18 protein-coding genes are annotated in these 17223 nt (G+C 62.1%); 7 read left to right on the top strand and 11 right to left on the bottom strand.

Annotated features, from left to right (window positions below; genetic code table 11):
* Nucleotides 1–15: 15 nt before the first annotated feature.
* Nucleotides 16–1803, bottom strand: a complete 1788-nt coding sequence (locus G3574_RS13955) for a chloride channel protein (RefSeq protein WP_163964163.1) — start codon at nucleotides 1801–1803, stop codon at nucleotides 16–18.
* 30 nt (nucleotides 1804–1833) lie between these two features.
* Complete coding sequence (locus G3574_RS13950; RefSeq protein ID WP_163964161.1) at nucleotides 1834–2259, bottom strand: MarR family transcriptional regulator; 426 nt, start codon at nucleotides 2257–2259, stop codon at nucleotides 1834–1836.
* Nucleotides 2260–2705: 446 nt separating this feature from the next.
* Here G3574_RS13950 and bla point away from each other — a divergent pair, with 446 nt between their 5' ends.
* Nucleotides 2706–3686: a subclass B3 metallo-beta-lactamase gene (gene bla, locus G3574_RS13945; RefSeq protein ID WP_163964158.1), complete on the top strand. Its 981-nt coding sequence runs from the start codon at nucleotides 2706–2708 to the stop codon at nucleotides 3684–3686.
* Nucleotides 3687–3878: 192 nt separating this feature from the next.
* Here bla and G3574_RS13940 read toward each other — a convergent pair whose 3' ends face one another.
* From G3574_RS13940 to G3574_RS13930, 3 genes are all read right to left on the bottom strand, one after another.
* A complete protein-coding gene (locus G3574_RS13940) occupies nucleotides 3879–5279 on the bottom strand; it encodes a DUF1501 domain-containing protein (RefSeq protein WP_163964156.1) in 1401 nt (466 codons plus the stop codon).
* Nucleotides 5280–5288: 9 nt separating this feature from the next.
* Nucleotides 5289–7064, bottom strand: a complete 1776-nt coding sequence (locus G3574_RS13935) for a DUF1800 domain-containing protein (RefSeq protein ID WP_163964154.1) — start codon at nucleotides 7062–7064, stop codon at nucleotides 5289–5291.
* A gap of 186 nt (nucleotides 7065–7250) precedes the next feature.
* A complete protein-coding gene (locus G3574_RS13930) occupies nucleotides 7251–7775 on the bottom strand; it encodes a hypothetical protein (protein WP_163964152.1) in 525 nt (174 codons plus the stop codon).
* 227 nt (nucleotides 7776–8002) lie between these two features.
* Here G3574_RS13930 and G3574_RS28380 point away from each other — a divergent pair, with 227 nt between their 5' ends.
* Nucleotides 8003–8311 carry a hypothetical protein gene (locus tag G3574_RS28380; protein ID WP_235953424.1) on the top strand — a complete coding sequence of 103 codons (309 nt, stop codon included), beginning with the start codon at nucleotides 8003–8005 and terminating at the stop codon, nucleotides 8309–8311.
* 77 nt (nucleotides 8312–8388) lie between these two features.
* On the opposite strand, the gene G3574_RS13920 is transcribed toward G3574_RS28380, so the two are convergent.
* Nucleotides 8389–9021: a glutathione S-transferase family protein gene (locus G3574_RS13920; RefSeq protein WP_328804785.1), complete on the bottom strand. Its 633-nt coding sequence runs from the start codon at nucleotides 9019–9021 to the stop codon at nucleotides 8389–8391.
* A gap of 115 nt (nucleotides 9022–9136) precedes the next feature.
* On the opposite strand from G3574_RS13920, the gene G3574_RS13915 reads away from it, so the two are divergent.
* Nucleotides 9137–10186 carry an RNA-guided endonuclease InsQ/TnpB family protein gene (locus tag G3574_RS13915; RefSeq protein WP_163964150.1) on the top strand — a complete coding sequence of 350 codons (1050 nt, stop codon included), beginning with the start codon at nucleotides 9137–9139 and terminating at the stop codon, nucleotides 10184–10186.
* A gap of 97 nt (nucleotides 10187–10283) precedes the next feature.
* Here G3574_RS13915 and G3574_RS13910 read toward each other — a convergent pair whose 3' ends face one another.
* Nucleotides 10284–10769 (bottom strand): DoxX family protein, encoded by a 486-nt coding sequence (locus G3574_RS13910; protein ID WP_163964148.1) that lies wholly within the window; start codon nucleotides 10767–10769, stop codon nucleotides 10284–10286.
* 76 nt (nucleotides 10770–10845) lie between these two features.
* On the opposite strand from G3574_RS13910, the gene G3574_RS13905 reads away from it, so the two are divergent.
* Entirely contained in the window at nucleotides 10846–11730 is an 885-nt protein-coding gene (locus tag G3574_RS13905; protein WP_163964146.1) for a LysR family transcriptional regulator, read from the top strand.
* A 13-nt stretch (nucleotides 11731–11743) separates the two neighbouring features.
* On the opposite strand, the gene G3574_RS13900 is transcribed toward G3574_RS13905, so the two are convergent.
* Nucleotides 11744–12097 carry a MerR family transcriptional regulator gene (locus G3574_RS13900; RefSeq protein WP_163964136.1) on the bottom strand — a complete coding sequence of 118 codons (354 nt, stop codon included), beginning with the start codon at nucleotides 12095–12097 and terminating at the stop codon, nucleotides 11744–11746.
* Nucleotides 12098–12182: 85 nt separating this feature from the next.
* On the opposite strand from G3574_RS13900, the gene G3574_RS13895 reads away from it, so the two are divergent.
* Entirely contained in the window at nucleotides 12183–12620 is a 438-nt protein-coding gene (locus G3574_RS13895; RefSeq protein WP_205609784.1) for a hypothetical protein, read from the top strand.
* Between the two features lie 39 nt (nucleotides 12621–12659).
* Here G3574_RS13895 and G3574_RS13890 read toward each other — a convergent pair whose 3' ends face one another.
* The 3 genes from G3574_RS13890 to G3574_RS13880 all read right to left on the bottom strand — a co-directional run bounded on the left by G3574_RS13890 (nucleotide 12660) and on the right by G3574_RS13880 (nucleotide 14335).
* Nucleotides 12660–13379 carry an aquaporin gene (locus G3574_RS13890; protein ID WP_163964134.1) on the bottom strand — a complete coding sequence of 240 codons (720 nt, stop codon included), beginning with the start codon at nucleotides 13377–13379 and terminating at the stop codon, nucleotides 12660–12662.
* Between the two features lie 90 nt (nucleotides 13380–13469).
* Complete coding sequence (locus tag G3574_RS13885) at nucleotides 13470–13985, bottom strand: ArsI/CadI family heavy metal resistance metalloenzyme (RefSeq protein WP_163964132.1); 516 nt, start codon at nucleotides 13983–13985, stop codon at nucleotides 13470–13472.
* On the bottom strand, nucleotides 13982–14335 hold the full coding sequence (locus tag G3574_RS13880) for an ArsR/SmtB family transcription factor (RefSeq protein ID WP_163964131.1): 354 nt from the start codon (nucleotides 14333–14335) through the stop codon (nucleotides 13982–13984). The genes G3574_RS13885 and G3574_RS13880 overlap by 4 nt, the downstream gene beginning before the upstream one ends.
* Nucleotides 14336–14512: 177 nt before the next feature.
* On the opposite strand from G3574_RS13880, the gene G3574_RS13875 reads away from it, so the two are divergent.
* Together G3574_RS13875 and G3574_RS13870 are read left to right on the top strand one after the other, a co-directional pair.
* Nucleotides 14513–15472, top strand: a complete 960-nt coding sequence (locus tag G3574_RS13875; RefSeq protein WP_163964128.1) for an MBL fold metallo-hydrolase — start codon at nucleotides 14513–14515, stop codon at nucleotides 15470–15472.
* Between the two features lie 438 nt (nucleotides 15473–15910).
* On the top strand, nucleotides 15911–17221 hold the full coding sequence (locus tag G3574_RS13870; RefSeq protein ID WP_163964126.1) for an ABC transporter substrate-binding protein: 1311 nt from the start codon (nucleotides 15911–15913) through the stop codon (nucleotides 17219–17221).
* Nucleotides 17222–17223: the final 2 nt, after the last annotated feature.

Raw genomic sequence — 17223 nt, 5'->3', positions numbered from 1 at the left:
ACGACATTGTAGGGTTTATGAGCGAGCTGCGGCATCGCTTCGCTGGCGACGCGCCCCTTTTAACCACTTTATCAGCCGTTCCCGCTGGTGCTCTTCTTCATAGAAATGAAGCGAGGTCTTGATCAAGTCACTACGGGAAATCAATCCGGCGAGCCGGCGGTGCTGGTCGTCGTGGACCACGGCGATGCGCTCGATGCCATGCGCGGCAAGGTAAGTGGCGACGGTGCGGCAGGTGTGTTGAGGCAAGGCAACTAGAGCAAGCGTTCCAACCAAATCGCCGATCCTCGCATCCTTTGGATGGGTGTCGAGCAATTCCCGGACAATGGCTCGGTCCACGAAATTATGGAAAGCGCCTTCTGCAGTAATGAGCGGATAGCTGCGGAATTGCTGATGCTCTTCGAAGTAATGCGCAGCTACCTCGCCGAGCGTCGTGTCGGTGGGAACCGCGGTCACGCCGGTCGTCATGATGTCGGCGGCATGCACGCGTTCCATTGGATCGACGCTGTACTCACGATAAATATGGCGGCCGCGCCTTGCGATCTTCTCGGTCATGATGGATCGTTTCATCAGCAGCACGGTAAAGGCATGCGACACCCCGGTCGCCAACAGTAAGGGCAACAGCGCGTTGAAATCGCCTGTCAGGCCAAGCGCGAAGATAGCGGCGGTGAGAGGGGTGCCAAGTACGCCCGCAAGCACTGCAGCCATGCAGACCAGTGGCCAGAGGGAAGGGTCACTTCCTGGGAAAACCGCGGACAACGCCGTGCCAAGTCCGGCGCCAAGCATGAGGAGCGGCGCCAGGACGCCGCCGGAGGTCCCCGAACCTAGTGCGATCACCCAGATTACCGCCTTGACGACCAGCAGTGAAAACGCTGCCGAAGCAATAATCCGGTGATTCAGCAAATCGGAGATGACGTCGTAACCAACGCCAAGCGAGCGCGGTGCAAGGTAGCCACCGATACCCACTGCCAGCGCACCCAGGGCAGGCCACCACATCCAATGGACGGGCAGCTTGCCAAAAAGATCTTCGACCTTGTAAAGGGCAACGGACATGCCGGAGGACAGCGCGCCACACAGCAATCCTGCAAAAAGACATATTCCAAATGCCGTCAGGTTGACGGGCTGAGTATGCAGGGGAAACAAGGGGCCCGCTTCGAGAAGCAATGGACGGGTAAAGCCCGCCACCGCGCAAGCGAATATCACCGGGAGCAAGCTTCGCGGGCGCCATTCAAACAGCAGAAGTTCGACTGCAAGGAGAACCGCAGCCACCGGCGTACCAAAGACCGCTGTCATGCCGGCGGTAGCGCCCGCGACCAGCAAGGTCTTGCGTTCCGCGGCGGTGAGTGAAAAATGCTGCGCAATCAGGGAGCCGATAGCGCCCCCCGTCATGATGATGGGTCCCTCCGCGCCAAATGGACCGCCGCTGCCGATCACGATGCCGGATGATAAAGGCTTCAGCAGTGCTACCTTTGCCGACATCTTGCTTTTACCGAAAAGAATTGCCTCGATCGCCTCGGGAATTCCGTGACCACGAATTTTTTCTGTCCCGAACTTGGCGATCAAGCCCACAAGCAGTCCGCCTATGACCGGGACCGCAATGACCCAAATCCCGAGGTGATGTTCCGCAGGGGTGCGATCCGCAAAGGAAAACGTCTGGAAGAAAAAGAGATTCGTGCAAAGGTGGATCAGATGCAAGAGAACGAACGCTGCCACCGTCGATACGGCACCGATGCCGGCAGCAATTGCCGACAGCGTTACCAGGCGACCGTCACTTCCGAAATCACGCTTATATGCTTGCGATTGCATGACCACCTTTGACTCGAATTTGGATCGGCGTTAAGTCCGATCGTTAAACGCGGATATGTTTTCCACCCGGAATACATCGGACAGCGACTGCAGCACCTCGCGGTGCCTTTCGGCCAATCGATGGAGCTTCTCAGCGCCCAGGTCAGTGAGTGTCACATGAACCTGTCTCCGGTCGTCCGTGCCTTGGTGGCGCGCGAGAAATCCAGCGGATTCACAACGAGTCACCAGGGATACCACCCCATGGTGCTGCGCCTGCAATCGCTCGGCCAGCTCTCCGATAGTCGCGTACTCACGACCAGGAAATCCTTTGACATGCAGCAGAAGCAGGTACTGAAGCGGGGTCAATCCTTCCGATTCGGCGGCGTCCTCACTGAAGCGCAAAAACCGGCGGAGCTGGTAACGAAATTCCGATAAGGATTCGAAGTCACGCTTGGTTAGTTCTTTTGGGGGAGGCATCGCCGGTCGACTGACTGTTTAAAAATTGGCACAAGGAAAGCTCGCTATTATATCACAGCATGATATATATTGATGAGTAGCGAAACCCGTGGATTCGGACTGGGGCAGCGGTTGTCCCCGGAAAAACAAATCGTCCGCAATTCAACACAAAGCGGCCATAAATAATTTTAGGTGCCGTTCGAAAATCGACCCTGAGTCGACCCACAGCTTTCTCGAAACCGGACGCTTAACTTGCGCCGCCCATCTTCGCCCCATGTGACTCCAAGCCAGTTTGTCGGTTTTGTCATCACTGGCGTCGAACTGCAAGAATAGGATGATGCCCATTGCCGACGCGGATCCCCGGCCGCCCCGGGTATGCGACGTTAACTCGAAAGCTGCCGTGTAAAATTCGCGCCTTGCAAGTTCGCTTTTCAATTTAATATGCAGTTAATCCTCACAGGCGTGACATGGGCTATCAACAACTAGTACTTGCGGCGCTAACCGTAGTCGTATCAGCTTGCCATACGGCTGGAACAAAACCAGGTTCGCAGGAAGCAAATGGGGAAAGGACTGCCGAACGCTATACCCAGCCGTCCTCCGTCGCACCAGAAGGCCCTGCAACATACGCCTCATGTGTAAACGATCCCTCATGGATAGCTCCGCAGAAGCCGTTTCGAATTTATGGCAATACCTGGAATGTCGGGCCTCGTGGCCTCGGTGTGTTCCTTATAACAGCACCCACGGGCCACGTTCTGATTGACGGCGGCGTGCCGGGGCCGGGAGGCGCACCGCTGATTGAAGCGAATATCCGAAGTCTCGGGATAGATTTGCACGACATCAAATGGATTCTCAATTCGCACGAGCATTGCGATCATGCCGGCGGAATAACACAACTGGCAAAAGACACCGGCGCCCAAGTGATCGCGAGTACCGCGAGCATCCCAATGCTGGAGAGCGGCGGTCACAATGACCCGCAATACGGCGACAGCGGGCTATACACCCCAATGCGCGTGACGCGGACAGTGACTGACGGCGAGAGTCTGCGCTTGGGCGATCTATTGCTGACCGCGCACTTAACACCGGGCCATACCAGGGGCAACACAACATGGACGTGGCTGTCATGCGAGGGCGCTCGCTGCCTTAATATTGTCGATGTTGGCAGCCTGTCGGCGCCAGATTACAAGTTGGTCGACAATCCGAATAGCCCGGACATCGTCAAGGACTACGAATCCAGCTTCACATTGATCGCAGCATTGCCTTGCGACATTGCGCTCGCCCCACATCCTGGCATGGTGGATTTTTGGGATCGTGCAGGCAGGCGCGAGCAAGGCGCTACGGATGCATTTATAGATCCAACGCTATGCCGCGCTTACGCGACAAATGCACGTAAAAGCTTCGATAAAGAGTTAACGAAGCAACGCGATGCTGCGGCCTCGGTAAAGCGATAGCGACCGCCATCTCGGTTTGAAGAGGAGCGATGTAATAGCATTGAGCGCTCTTGGCCAAAGCAGGCGCATGGATGGCTGGACAAAAGTCAAAACGCCAGTTGCGGGAACCGTGGCGCGAAGTCAGTCAGGTCCAGTAACTATGCGAGGCCACTCGCGAAAGCGCATTCATGTCGAAGCCATCCTGGCGAAAATCTAAACGAATCCCAGCGTCCGGCTCGACAGGTTGTAATTGGCGAGGCTGGGCAGCACGGTAAGCAGGTCCGAATCGCTCATACCCATCCACTTGCCGAGCGTGGCGCCGTACTGGTCGACCGAGGTAGTGGGCAGCAGCCGGCCCTGTCCCACGTCGTCCGGTCCGTTGCTGGCGACGACCGGCGCCGTGCCGTAGTAACGGTTGCCGTTGACCGCGCCTCCCAGGACGAAATGCATGCTGCCCCAGCCGTGGTCGGAACCGTCGTTGTTGCCGCTGAGGGTGCGTCCGAAATCGGAAGCGGTGAAGGTCGTGACGTTGCCGGCCACGCCAAGCTCGACGGTGGCGTTGTAGAACGCCGTCATGGCTGAAGCCACCTTCGTCAGCAGCCCCGGGTGCACCGTCAGCAGGCCGTCATGCGTATCGAAGCCGTTGAGCGACACGAAGAAGACCTGCCGCTTGATGCCAAGCGAACCGGCGACCGAGATCATGCGCGCCACCATCTTGAGCTGGTCCGCCAGGGTGTTGGAAGCGGGAAAAGCGGTCGTGATGGCCGGTGCCGAGGCAAGGCTGCCGGACAGCACCTGGTTTGCATTGATAGAGCGCTGCATGACGCGGTTGTATTCGTTCTCGAGCAGATGCGCGCGCGGCTGGGTGGTGAGGTTGCGCAAGGCATCCGAACAGGCGGCGGAACCGAAGAGCGGCGTCTTGATGCCATTGAGCGGCACCGAGCCAGTCGTCGATACCTGGTATTGCACCGCGGTCTTTCCCGAAAGATATACCGCATTGCCCGACACGTTCACGCAGGTGAAGGTGGCATTGCCGTTGCCCGCCTCGAACAGGTCGCCCATGCGCCCGCCCCAACCCGAGGTCGCGCCTTCCGTCGCGGACGACTGCCAGAACGATTGCTGGTCATTGTGGGAAAACAGCTTGGGCGGCAAGGCGGCCGTCTTGTTGGTGTATTGCAGCTTGGTCGTCGGCTGCACCAGCGTGCCGACGTTCAGCAGCACGGCCATCTGTCCGCTGCCGAACAGCGGGAACAGGGGCGACAGTTCCGGCGCCAGGGCATACTGGTGCGCGAACCCGGCGGAGTCGCGCGGATCACTCGCGGGCTGCAGCGCCGTTGCCGCAAGGTCGGCGCGCGCATAGGCCAGCGTCGGACGCAGCTGCTGGTAACGGGTGTAGTTGTCGCTGTCGTAGGGAACCAGGGTGTTGGCGTAATCATTGCCGCCATACATGAAGACGCACACCAGCGCCTTGTAGTCGGTTGCCGTGGCAGCGCTGGCCTCGGCAATGGCGGCGAGATTCAAGGCCCAGGGCGCGGCGACGCCGGCGGCCGACAAGGTGGCGGCGCGGCGCAGGAAGGCGCGGCGCGACTGGTTAAACTTGGGTGATCGGTCCATGGCTGGCCCTCATTTCTGGATGATGAATTCCGGTGCGGCGAGCACCAGCACGATGGCGGCATAAATGCGGTTGGCGCGCGCGGCATCGGTCGTTCCGGTGATGGAATCAACCGCCGACCTGATCATGGACACGGTGGCCGCCGACAGCTGTCCGGCGGCCAGCACGGTGTTCAGTTCATCGACCAGGCCTTGCGCATTGTCGGCCAGCGGCAGCAATGATGAATAATCGGCCTTGAGGTCGCCGATCCCCTTGCTCACCGCCGACTGCATGAAGTTGATATAGCCGACGACAGTCGACTCATTGGTAAGCTGGAATTCCGGCGCCACGAGGCCGGCATTGCCGACCGCGCTGTTGGGCGGCACATAGCCCGGACGGAAGAAATTGAACACGGACGGGGAACGCAGCGGGCTCTGCCCGAGCCGCGTCGCCGGATCGCTGGCATTGCCGACGGCCCAGGCGTTGCTCGGGGAGTTTGCGTTAAAGGCGCGCGCCCATGCGGTGAACCGAAGGATGGGTTCGCGCTGCTTGCCGAACGAGGCATCGGCCAGTCCGGCATCGCCGCGCGCTTCGGCGTCGAGCAGGATGGCCTTGATGACGGCCTTCATGTTGCCCTTGACGCCGTTGCCGTCGTCGTTGAACACCGACGATACGCGGCTGACGTATGCCGGACTCGGATTGCTGCAGACCAGCCGCTGGATAAGCTGGCGGCTGATGAAGGGCGCGACGTTGGGATGGGCGAAGATCCAGTCGAGCGCCAGCTTCAGGCTGGTGGCGCCGTCGGTGCCTGCCGGGATGGTCGTTCCCAGGAAGGTCTTCTCGCCCGTCTCGTGGCGGGAAGGAATCTGGATCATGGCCCGCCGTTTGAAGTCCGGCGTGGAGGTGTCGCCGCCGGCGAGGTTGTAATCCCAGCCCGTAAAGACGCGCGCAAGGCCCGTGATGTCATCCAGCGTGTACGTCTCCTGCGCCTTGCCGCTGACCATCTTGGGCGTGCCGTCCGGGTTGAGCTGCAGCAGTCCGATGCTGAACAGCTGCATGACCTCGCGCGCGTAGTTTTCATCCGGCATGGCGCCGGTCGTCGCGTTGTATTTCACGTTTCCGCGGAAGGTCAGGTATTCGCCCATCGGGGCGCTGGTCGAGATCTGCTGCAGCAGCGTACGATAGTTGCCGAATGCATTGGCCAGCAGGATGTCGAAGTAGGCCGCCGCCGAGAACGCCCGCCAGCCTGCGCCGACGAAGCCGTCGATGGCCGCCACCGTGATTTCGGACAGGGCGAGCGCCACGCGTTGCCGCAGGGTGTCCGGGGCCGAAACCAGCATGCGCCACGCGGAAGCGTCGAAGCCTGCCTCGGTGTTCTTGTTGGTGGAAGCGTCGTAGCCCTGCGAAACCATCCAGTCCCAGTGCCCGGTGCCCGGCGACATGGCGAACTGTGCGTCGAGCCATCCCGCGAAACCGAGCGACTGCACGCGGGCGACTTCATCGCGTGTCGCCCCCATGGAGGCCTGCGAAAGGAAGCGCGAGGCCGCCGCTGCGGTAATTGCCTGGCTGGCCGAGCCGCCTGCGGCGGCCGGCCCATTCGCTGCGTTTGCAGCATTCGATGCCGGGGTGGGCGAACCGGAGGACTCGCCGGTCGAGGATCCGCCGCCGCCGCATGCGGACAGGGCCAGGGATGCGCCAGCCGAGACGAGCGCCGCCCGCCCGATGTCTCGCCGCGCCCGGTCAGTCGCGGCGATGCCGCCCTCTTCTTGATCGAGCGCGGCCTTGGTTACGGGTTCGCATGTCGACATGCTTGCTCCTATCAGCGGATGCCCGGCCCGTGCACGATTCCCATGACGCAGACGCGGGCTCGCCTCGATGGCCAAGCCATGTCTCCAAAGGCATCGAGATCGGGCCGGATGCTTGTTGAATGTTTTTTGTGCTTCCGGCTCAACGGCCGGTCGTGCGCGGCGTTGACGCGAAGGTGTAAGGCATTGTCACTGGCGCAGCTGAAGTTCGTCCGCCGTGCGCCATTCGATCACGTCGAATTCTTCGGGCCGGACGTAGAAGCGTTTGCCGCCTTCGAAGACGGCGGCGATGTCGCCCTCGGCATTCAATGCAGCCAGGAGCGTCATGCCGGCCATGGCGATGTAGGGTGCGTCGTCGTCGCTTGAGATCCGCGTCGCGCCGCTGGTCACCTTGCGTATCACGGTCTTCTTCATGCGGATGCGCCGCGGCACCCTGGGCTTGGACGAAGCAGAGGGTGCCTGCTTCATGGAAACGGGAACGACGGCAGGCGTGCCGGCGGAAGATGCGGCATCCGGCGCTGCGTATTTACCATAGGCGGCAATGCCCTTCGTGAATGCGGGACGGTGGCCATACCTGGCGACATGGCGCTCGAGGTCGTCCCTGCCGAGCCAGACTTCGATATCCCCGGCGCAATCCAGGATCAGCAGCCGTACTGCCTTCTCGTGGCGCGCGGCACGCTCGGCGCTGAATTGCATGAAACGAAAGTCGACCATGGCCCGTGTCCGTCAAGATGATTGGTGAGGGTGCCCGAAGGCACCGGCTTGGCAGGCCAAGAGTCCCATCTCAAGCTGACGGCGGGATGACACGATCCTGACAAATTGCTGACATCCTCCGGCGCAGCCCGAATAGATCAAAAAAGTCACAACTTCTGACAAAAAAGGGCGAACCCGCAGTCCTCCGTCAATTCGAAGAGTTACCAACTTTTAAATAGGAGATTGTCATGAAAAAAGCATTGATCGCCTTGTCGGTAGTGATGGCATTCGCCGCCGCGTCCCAGGAAGCGTCAGCCAAGGGTTGCCTGAAGGGAGCAGCAGTCGGCGGGGTTGCCGGTCATGTCGCGGGAAGCCATGGCGGCGTTGGCGCTGCGGCGGGTTGCGCCATCGGGCATCACAAGGCTGCCAAGAAGGAAAAGGCCGCCCAGCAGAACCAGAATGCGGGCGCAAACAACAGCGGGGCGAACAATGGCGCGACGACCGGTTCCAGCGCGGCCGGCGCCGGCAATGCGCAGGACAGCGGCCAAGCCAAGTAAGGAAAACCAGCCGCCACCAGGTGGCCGGGATGTCCTTTCCGCCCGGCCCTGCCTTTTCAACCTGATGAAAGCCTGCTTCAGGCTTTTGCCGCGGCCAGGTTGTTTTGTTCCAGCCTTCTCGCAATCAAGGCCGACAACGCCGATCTCCTGCGCTGCAGGAAATCCATCAAGAGGCTTCCGTAGTCCGCGCCCACGGCCATCCTGACCGATGGGCGCGATGCCAGCGCGGATCGCCATGCCTTCACCTTGGGCATGCCTGCAAGGCAGCCGAAATCCTCGATCCGGTCAAACACGTCCAGGTAGCGGAACACCGGCGCAAAGGCAGCGTCGACCACGGAAAACCGCTCGCCATCAAAGAACGGCGCCGGACCCAGCGCCGCTTCCAGCTGGCCGAACTTGCGCCTCAACTCGGATGCCGCTGCCTGCAGGGCCGTGTCGTCCGGCGCGGAATAGAACGTGCCGATGGCACTGAGCACGCTTGAGCCGAATTCAATCCAGCCACGGTGCCGCGCGCGTTGCAGCGGATCTTCGGGATGCATTCGCGGCGCGTACACATCCTCCAGGTATTCGCAGATCACCGCGGACTCGAAGATGGGCTCGCCGTCCGCGAGCAGGACCGGGGTCTTGCCCAGTGGCGAAACGGCAAGGAACCATGCGGGCTTGCTGGCCAGGTCGATATTGCGCCTGGTGAACGACACGCCGTCGGGCAAGCCCTTTTCATCCGATGCTCCGAGAAACCTCGGCCTGTAGGCCGGGGAGGAAAGGAGCCGACCGCGCGGCAGTCGTTGCCTTCCAGTTGTTAATATAACTGTATATAATTACAGTATGCTTTTGGTCTATCGTTACCGGGTGAAGTCGCTGAATGGCCTGCTTAATCGGCAGGCTCGGGCATGCAATTTTGTCTGGAATTACTGTAACGATCGCCAAAAGGACGCCTTGCGATTTGGCCGACCCTGGCTGACGGGGTTCGATCTCAACAACTTGACCAAAGGCGCGAGCAAGGAACTGGGACTGCACTCGGACACCATTAACGCCGTGTGCGAACAGTACGCCAAGTCGCGCTCGCAAAAAAAGCGCCCTCACCTGCGCTATCGCGGCAAGAAACATATTGGCTGGGTGCCGTTGAAAGGACGTGCTTTGAAACGCGAGGGCAATGCCTTTCGCTTTGCAGGCAACACCTTCCGCGTCTTTTACAGCCGCCCGCTTCCTGATGGGAAGATCAAGGATGGCACGAATTTTTCACAAGACGCTCGCGGCAACTGGTTCTTGAACATCGTAATTGAAATTGCCGTCGATGCCGAAGCGCGGCAACCGCTTCGTGGCGTCGGCATTGACCTGGGTCTTAAGGACTTCGCTACGTTCTCCACTGGCGAGAAGATCGAGGCGCAGAGCTTTTATCGTGGGATGGAGAAGGCGCTTGCCGTTGCCCAGCGCGCGAGAAAGAAAAACCGCGTGCAGGCAATCCATCGAAAGATTGCCAATCGCAGAAATGACTTTCACCACAAACTCTCGCATCGCATCGTGCGCGACTTTGACTATATTGCGGTGGGCAACGTAAATGCCGCAGGACTGGCCAAAACCAACCTGGCCAAGTCCGTTCTCGATGCGGGTTGGTCGTCCTTCCGTCATCAACTGGCGTACAAGGCTGTTAAGCATGGCGCATGGTTTGAGGAAGTGAACGAAAGCTTTACCACCCAGGTCTGTTCGAATTGCGGCGCCATGCCTGATTCGAGGCCGAAAGGTATCGCAGACCTTGGAATAAGAGAGTGGCAGTGTTGTGAGTGCGGGTGTGTACATGATCGTGACACCAATGCTGCGTTAAACATTCTCCGTCGCGGACGTGCGACGCTAGGTGTAGGAATCCTCATCCTTTAGGGCGAGGAGGACGTCAAGGAGGACGATAGCCGCGCGCTGCACGTAGGGACAGAGCGCATGGCTGACGAGGACAAGTTGGTTCGTCATCATTTGCTCCTCATGCGATGGTGAAGCGATTGCTGCGGCGAAGGGCAAGCGCGCCATCGCCCGCGAGCCAGACCGCGATCGAGGCAACGATCAGGAAGACGGGATATTCCCAGCCGCCGCCGGCGCTGGTATGCACCCAGCCATTGGGCAGGTGAACCCACGCCGCTACCGCCATTACCGGCACCAGCAGCAATGCCGCCTGGCGGGCATACACACCCATGACAAGGGCAAGGCCGCCGACAAGCTCGGCGAGGAAGACTGGGTAAGCCATCCAGCCCGCGAAGCCGACGCTTTCGAAATAGGCGGCGGTGCCGGGCAGCGTGAAGACGAACAGCTTGAGCAGCGCATGCGCGAGCCACATTACGCCGAGTGATAGGCGGAGCAGGCCGATGCCGAGCGCGGCCGGACCGGAGGAGGCATGGGTGGATGCATGGGCGCCGCCATCCGTGGCGCTTGAGGAAGCCGTGGCGGCGCGGGAGGAAGTCAGAGTATTCATGGAGCTCTCCTTGGAAGATGGGAGAGCCCAGTCTATGATTGCATCATTACAAGGTAAATAAGCACGAGTGCAAATCATGCCTGCAAAAATGCAATACCGTTTGACGCCGTCCGACTTGGAAACCGTGCTCGCCTTGGTCCGGGGCGGCACGCTTGCCGCCGCCGGTGAACGCCTCGGCGTGGACAGTTCCACCGTGTTCCGCAACCTGCAGCGCATCGAGCGCGGCACAGGCCAGGCGCTCTTCGAGCGCACGCGCACCGGCTACCTCGCGGGCGACATGGCGCTGGAGCTTGCCCGCCACGGCGAGCGCCTGGAAAGCGAGATCGAGGCGGCAAGGTCGCTGCTGCAGGTCGCGCCGGAGCAGGTGTCCGGCCAGGTCAGCATCACGACCACCGACACCATCCTGCATGGCCTGGTCGCGCCTGCCATGGGCTCGCTTCACGCGCTCCATCCGCAGCTTCAATTCGATCTGCATGCGGGCAACCAGCCTCTCAACCTCACCCGGCGCGACGCCGACATCGCGGTGCGCGCCACACGCAAGCCGCCCGGGCACCTGGTGGGACGCCATCTCGGGCCGATCCGGGTGGCGCTCTATGCGCCGCGCAAGAGCCGCATCCGCTCGCTCGACGAGGCAGGCGCGGGCAGCGTTCCGTGGATCGCGCCCGATGACGCGCTGCCGGATCATCCGTCGGTCGTGTGGCGGCGCAAGCATCTGCCGAAGATCGCGCCGACCTACCGGGTCGACAGCATCCTGTCCGCCACCGAGTGCGTTTCCCGCGGACTGGGCGTGGCGCTGCTGCCCATGTTCCTGGCCGATCCGCATCCCGGCCTCAAGCGGGTCTCGCCGGAAATCGCGGAGTGCACCACCGAACTGTGGCTGCTGGCGCATCCGGAGTCGCGCCACCTGCGCCGGATAGCCACGGTGCTGCATCATCTTGCCGAGCATGTCCGGCTGGAATGAGGGAAGGAAAAGGTCACTTCCGTGACAGCGGGCATTGCTGCCGCACGCGCTCGAGCAGTTCCTTCCTGAGGTCCTGCAGTTCCGCGATGCGCTTGTCGATCACGCCGAGTTTTTCTTCGAGGAGCCTGGCGACCGCCGCGTCGGGATCAGGCGCGTTCCACACCGCCGGCATGTTCGCGCCGATCTCGGCCAGCGTGAAGCCGAGCTTTTGCGCCGTGCGGATGTAGGCCACGAGCTGGGTGGTCTCCGGCGCGTAATGGCGATAGCCGTTGTCCGCGCGCGTGGACCGGATCAGGCCTTGCTTTTCATAGAAGCGCAGCGTGTCGCAGCTCACGCCGGCCGCCCGGGCAACCGTGCCTATTCTCATTGCTGCATTCTCCCGCATGTCATGCTTGACCTTGGAGTGTACTCCAGGGTTTATGCTGGCGTCTTCAATCGCAAGGGAGAACAGCATGATCGGCACATCCACCTATCTGCGCGTGGTGCGCGCCAGCGCCTGGTATGACCTCATGGTGACGATCGGCTTCGCCACGCCATGGACCTTCGCCGCCATCCTGGCCGGCCTGGAAACCATATCAAGCCTGTTCGGCATCACGGCGCGCTTCCCCGTCTTCGAACCGGCTCACATGCTCATGGCCAACCTGCTGGGCTCCATCGTGACGGTCTGGGCGATCCTGCGGCTGCGCGACACGCAGGTGCGGTACGGCCGGTATGACGCGGCCGGCCGCTTTCTTTTCGCGACCTGGCAGCTCTATGCCCTGCTTCATGGCGCCCATCCCATCGTATGGAGCTTCCTGGTGGTCGAAGTGGCGTTCGGCATCGCGCAGGTCTTGCCGATCGACGGCGTCCGCTGCCGCGGAAATGGCGCGCGAGCGAGCGTGGCGGGGTGAAGCGAAGGATGACGTGCCCGCGCGGGGAATTCGGGCGCGTCAGTCGGCCCGGCCGCCGCTGAACTCGCTCGGCGCGACAGTGCCAGCAACCGTCGCGCCTTCGGGCGGACGCGGATAAAGCCAGGAGAACACCAGCGTCGCTGCCGCCGCTCCCGCCAGCTGGGCGAGGATGAAGCCCGGCGCGTCGACGGGCCGGATGCCGGCGAAGGTGTTGCTGGCGGCGCGGGCCAGCGTCACGGCCGGATTCGCAAACGACGTGGAAGACGTGAACCAGTACGCAGACGTGATGTAGAGCGCGACCGCCATCGGCGTGACCGTCGGCCGGGTGCGCGAGCAACTGATGATCGTCGCCAGCAAGCCGAACGTGGCGACGCATTCGCTCCACCATTGTGCCGGCCCGGTGCGGGCATGGAGCGACATGGAAAAGACCGGCTCGCCGAACATCAGATGGGCCGCGGCCACGCCCGCGAAGGCGCCCAGCCCCTGGGCAAGGATGTAGGGCAGCGCCATGCGGCCCGGCAGGTTGCGTTGCCAGACTTCGGACAAGGTCACGACCGGATTGAAGTGCGCGCCCGATACCGTGCCGAACATCAGGATCAGCACCACCAGTCCTGCGCCCGTCGCAATCGCATTGGCCAGCAGGGCGATGGCGGTGTTTCCGCCCGCCAGCCGTTCACCCATGATGCCGGAACCGATGACGACGGCCAGCAGCATGGCCGTCCCCATTCCTTCGGCAACGAGACGCTTGGCCACCGTCATGCTGGCTCTCTTCCGATGCGATGCAGCCCGCCGCGGACCGGGTCGCGGGTGCAAGGGAAGAGGGCGGTGCGGGTCCTGGCGATCATGGCGTCAGCAGCAGGCGGAAGCCTTGCTTTCCGTCTTCGGGCCGCAGCAGGACTGCTTGCTTTGTGCCTTGGCGAGCGGGACGCAGCAGGCTCCGGCCTCAGTGACCCCCGCGGCCTCCGCAGGCTTGCCGGCGGAAGACGCATGTTCGCCATAGACCGGGATGCTGTCGAGCGTATGGAAGGTTTCCCAGGCGATGCCCGAGGGATCCTCGACCCAATGCTTGTCCGACTTGGCATAGCAGCAGGAAGCGTTTTCCTGGGTAACCAGCGGCGTTTGAAGTGCCTGCAGGCGGCCCTCCATTTCCTGCAATTCTTCGCCGGACTCGACCTGGATGCCCAGATGGTTGAGGCCGGCGTCGCGGTCGCGCCGGGAGATGGCGAAGTTCACCCGTGGATCGTCGAGCATCCACTTGGCGTAATCGGTCTTGACGACGGTCGGGGCGCTGGCGAACATGCCGGAATAGAAGCGGATGCTGTCGGCGAGATTGTCGACCGACACGTGGACATGCAAGCGTTTCATGAGCAAGCTCCTTCTTTGGAAGTGGAACAGGAAGAACGGGAGGAATTGCGGCCAGGAAGGCAGGCAGCCCCGCCGCAGCAGTTTTCCGTGAGAAAGGCGACCAGGGCGTTCATCGACGAAAAGTCGGCAGCGTAGATCAGGGAGCGGCCCGCCTTGGTCTGCGTGACCAGCCCGGCATGCGCAAGCTCCTTGAGGTGGAAGGACATCGAAGAGGGCGGAATGCTCAGTTCGTCGGCAATGCGGGTCGCGCCCATGCCCTCGGGACCGGCCTGGACGAGCAGCCGGAACACGGCAAGACGCGACGCATGGGCTAAGGCCGCGAGCGCGCTGACAGCAAGGTTTTCATCCATGATTCGATCATTCTCGAAATGTCATTGATTCGATAATAGTCGAATTGTCGAAGTAGGGCAAAGAGTTTTTTGCTTGTCACTTTCGCGCCCTGCAGCTCCCAACATTTCCGTCAAAAACGTCATTTCTAGTCAGAAGGCATAATGGCAACTTTTCAACCCGCTTTCGAAAGGACAAGCATGCACCTCGTTTCCCATGCCTCGCGCCGCCTGGCGGCATTTGCCTCCTGTCTCGCCATCGCCGGCGCGGTGCACGCCGCGGCGCCCATGGCGAAGATTTCCGCCCCGGGCTTTTACCGGATCATGGTCGGCGACATCGAAGTCACCGCCATCAGCGACGGCACGGTGCAGCTGCCGGTCGACAAGCTGCTGCAGGAACCGGCGGCCGATACCAAGCGGGCGCTGGCCCAATCCTTTCTCTCTACGCCGGTCGACACCTCGGTGACGGCGTATGTCGTCAACACCGGTGCGAAACTCGTGATGATCGACGCGGGCGCCGGAAAGCTGTTCGGGCCGACCTTGGGCAAGGTGGCTGCAAACCTCAAGGCGGCGGGCTACCAGCCGGAACAGGTCGACGAAATCTACATCACCCATCTACATCCCGACCACGTCGGCGGGCTCGCGCCCGGCGGCACCCCGGCATTTCCGAATGCGGTCGTGCGCGCCGACCGCCGCGACACCGAGTTCTGGCTGAGCCAGGCCAACCTCGACAAGGCGCCGGCCGACAACAAGCCGTTCTTCCAGGGCGCGATGGGCAGCCTGCAGCCCTATGCGAGCGCGCAGCGCCTGCGCACCTTCGACGGCGATAACGAACTCGTGCCCGGCGTGCGCGCCAGTTCCTCGTATGGCCACACGCCCGGACACACCACGTATGTCGTGGAAAGCAAGGGACAAAAACTGCTTCTCGTCGGCGACCTCATCCACGTCGGCGCCGTCCAGTTCGCGAAGCCCGGCGTGACGATCGCGTTCGACACGGACCAGAAGGCCGCCGCCGCCGCGCGCCGTGCGACCTTCACGCAAGCAGCGAAGAAGGGAGACATGATCGGCGCGTCGCACCTTCCCTTCCCCGGCCTCGGACACCTGCGCTCCGCGGGCCAGGGATTCCAGTGGGTACCGCTCAACTACGCGGAACTGCCCTGATCGAGCTGGCCTGACAAGCGCCGGCATTGCCCGGCGCAAACTTCTCACGCGGAGCAGGGCCGCCCGCCGGCTTCCCGCTCCGTACCATCCCAACTCGCCTGCCGCAATCACTCTCGCGGCCTGAACACTTCCCGGCGCGCGCCTCCTGTCTTCACCAACGACAGAGCCCCCCTTCCATAAATCTAGATTGTCAGTCGGCCATGAGTGTCCGACACTGATGGCACATAACGACAATCTGCTGGAGACGCGATGCCCTTCCCGATTCTTTCCCGCTATCCCGCCTCCGTCTTCGTCGTGTGACCGTAACAACGCGGAGCATCCAGCCGCGGCCGCAGCAGTCAGCTCCCGCCAGCCACGGCCAGCACCGGCCGGCGCCATCGCGGACGCCGCCCGGCAGCTGCGCTTGATTCCAACAATCAATAACACAATGGAGAAGAGATGTTCAACTTCAACCTGACCCGGCTTACCGCCCTGGCCGCTACGGCGCTTCTGACGGCCACGGTGCATGCGCAGACCGCCAAGCCCGCCGAACTCAAGATCGGCATTACCACCTTCCTGTCGGGCCCGGCCTCGGTGTTCGGCGTGCCGGCGAAGCAGGCGGCCGACCTCTACATCGAGCAGATGAACGCCGCGGGCGGCATCAACGGCGTGAAGATCGTGCCCACCTACATCGATGAAGGCGTGGGCACCGACAAGCTGCTGTCGGAATACCGCCGCGTGGTGCAGGAGCAGGGCGTGCGCGTGACGCTGGCCTCGATTTCCTCGGGAAACTGCAACACGCTCGCGCCGGTGGCCGAGGACCTGAAGGTCATGAACATCATGTGGGACTGCGGCACCGAAAAGCTGCTGGAAGACAAGCGCTACCGCTACGTGGTGCGGACCCAGGCCAACGCTACCACCGAAATGGTGGCCACGGTGCTGTATCTGCTGCGCACCAAGCCGGACTTCAAGAGCATCGCCGTGGTCAACCAGGACTACGCCTGGGGCCGCGATTCCTGGGAGCTGTTCTCCAACACACTGAAGGCGCTCAAGCCGGACGTGAAGGTGGTGGCCGAGCTGTTCCCGAAATTCGGCGCGCCGGACTTCTCGACCGAGATCAGCCGCCTGCAGGCGCTGCGTCCCGACGTCATCCTGTCCACCTCCTGGGGCGGCGACCTGGATACTTTCGTGCGCCAGGCGGCCCAGCGCGGCCTGATGAAGAATTCGCTGTTCGTGCTGCCGCTGGCCGAAAGCTCGCTGGAACGCCTCGGCGCGACGCTGCCGGAAGGCGTGATCGTCGGCGCGCGCGGCGACCATTACTTCCTGCATCCTGAGCTCAAGGACGATCCCAAGCTGAAGGGCTTCGTCCAGAAGTTCAAGGAAAAGACGGGCGCCTATCCGATCTATTCGGTCTACCACATGATCCAGGCGCTCGACGGCCTCGCCGCCGGCTATGACCGCGCGATCAAGGCCAACAAGGGCCAGTGGCCGAGCACCGAGCAGCTTGCCGACGCCATGCACGGCGCGGAATTCCGCGGCCTGACCCGCAGCGTCAAGATCCGCGAGGATGGCCAGGGCCTCGAAGACCAGCTTCTGGGCGTCACCAAGAAAGTATCGGCCTATCCGTTCCCGATCCTCGACAAGATGGCGATCTACCCGGGCGACCTCGTCACCACGCCGGTCGGCCAGAAATCGCCGGACTGGGTGAAGACCGTCAAGCCGGACCTCATCAACAGCCCGCGCATCAAGACCTACGCCGCCGGCAAATAAGC

The sequence above is a fragment of the Noviherbaspirillum galbum genome (assembly GCF_010974945.1).
GTDB lineage: Bacteria > Pseudomonadota > Gammaproteobacteria > Burkholderiales > Burkholderiaceae_D > Noviherbaspirillum > Noviherbaspirillum galbum.
Note: the sequence above shows the minus strand (reverse complement) of the source record. Positions and strands in the feature narration are given on the sequence as shown.

Bases quoted from the DNA above. Each gene is read 5' to 3' on its own strand.
- G3574_RS13915 (WP_163964150.1), top strand. From the start codon at position 9,137: ATGCTTTTGGTCTATCGTTACCGGGTGAAGTCGCTGAATGGCCTGCTT.
- G3574_RS13895 (WP_205609784.1), top strand. From the start codon at position 12,183: ATGATCGGCACATCCACCTATCTGCGCGTGGTGCGCGCCAGCGCCTGG.
- G3574_RS13910 (WP_163964148.1), bottom strand. From the start codon at position 10,769: ATGAATACTCTGACTTCCTCCCGCGCCGCCACGGCTTCCTCAAGCGCC.
- G3574_RS13890 (WP_163964134.1), bottom strand. From the start codon at position 13,379: ATGACGGTGGCCAAGCGTCTCGTTGCCGAAGGAATGGGGACGGCCATG.
- G3574_RS13880 (WP_163964131.1), bottom strand. From the start codon at position 14,335: ATGGATGAAAACCTTGCTGTCAGCGCGCTCGCGGCCTTAGCCCATGCG.
- G3574_RS13900 (WP_163964136.1), bottom strand. From the start codon at position 12,097: ATGAGAATAGGCACGGTTGCCCGGGCGGCCGGCGTGAGCTGCGACACG.
- G3574_RS13940 (WP_163964156.1), bottom strand. From the start codon at position 5,279: ATGGACCGATCACCCAAGTTTAACCAGTCGCGCCGCGCCTTCCTGCGC.
- G3574_RS13905 (WP_163964146.1), top strand. From the start codon at position 10,846: ATGCCTGCAAAAATGCAATACCGTTTGACGCCGTCCGACTTGGAAACC.
- G3574_RS13930 (WP_163964152.1), bottom strand. From the start codon at position 7,775: ATGGTCGACTTTCGTTTCATGCAATTCAGCGCCGAGCGTGCCGCGCGC.
- G3574_RS13950 (WP_163964161.1), bottom strand. From the start codon at position 2,259: ATGCCTCCCCCAAAAGAACTAACCAAGCGTGACTTCGAATCCTTATCG.
- G3574_RS13885 (WP_163964132.1), bottom strand. From the start codon at position 13,985: ATGAAACGCTTGCATGTCCACGTGTCGGTCGACAATCTCGCCGACAGC.
- G3574_RS28380 (WP_235953424.1), top strand. From the start codon at position 8,003: ATGAAAAAAGCATTGATCGCCTTGTCGGTAGTGATGGCATTCGCCGCC.
- G3574_RS13875 (WP_163964128.1), top strand. From the start codon at position 14,513: ATGCACCTCGTTTCCCATGCCTCGCGCCGCCTGGCGGCATTTGCCTCC.
- G3574_RS13955 (WP_163964163.1), bottom strand. From the start codon at position 1,803: ATGCAATCGCAAGCATATAAGCGTGATTTCGGAAGTGACGGTCGCCTG.
- G3574_RS13935 (WP_163964154.1), bottom strand. From the start codon at position 7,064: ATGTCGACATGCGAACCCGTAACCAAGGCCGCGCTCGATCAAGAAGAG.
- G3574_RS13870 (WP_163964126.1), top strand. From the start codon at position 15,911: ATGTTCAACTTCAACCTGACCCGGCTTACCGCCCTGGCCGCTACGGCG.
- bla (WP_163964158.1), top strand. From the start codon at position 2,706: ATGGGCTATCAACAACTAGTACTTGCGGCGCTAACCGTAGTCGTATCA.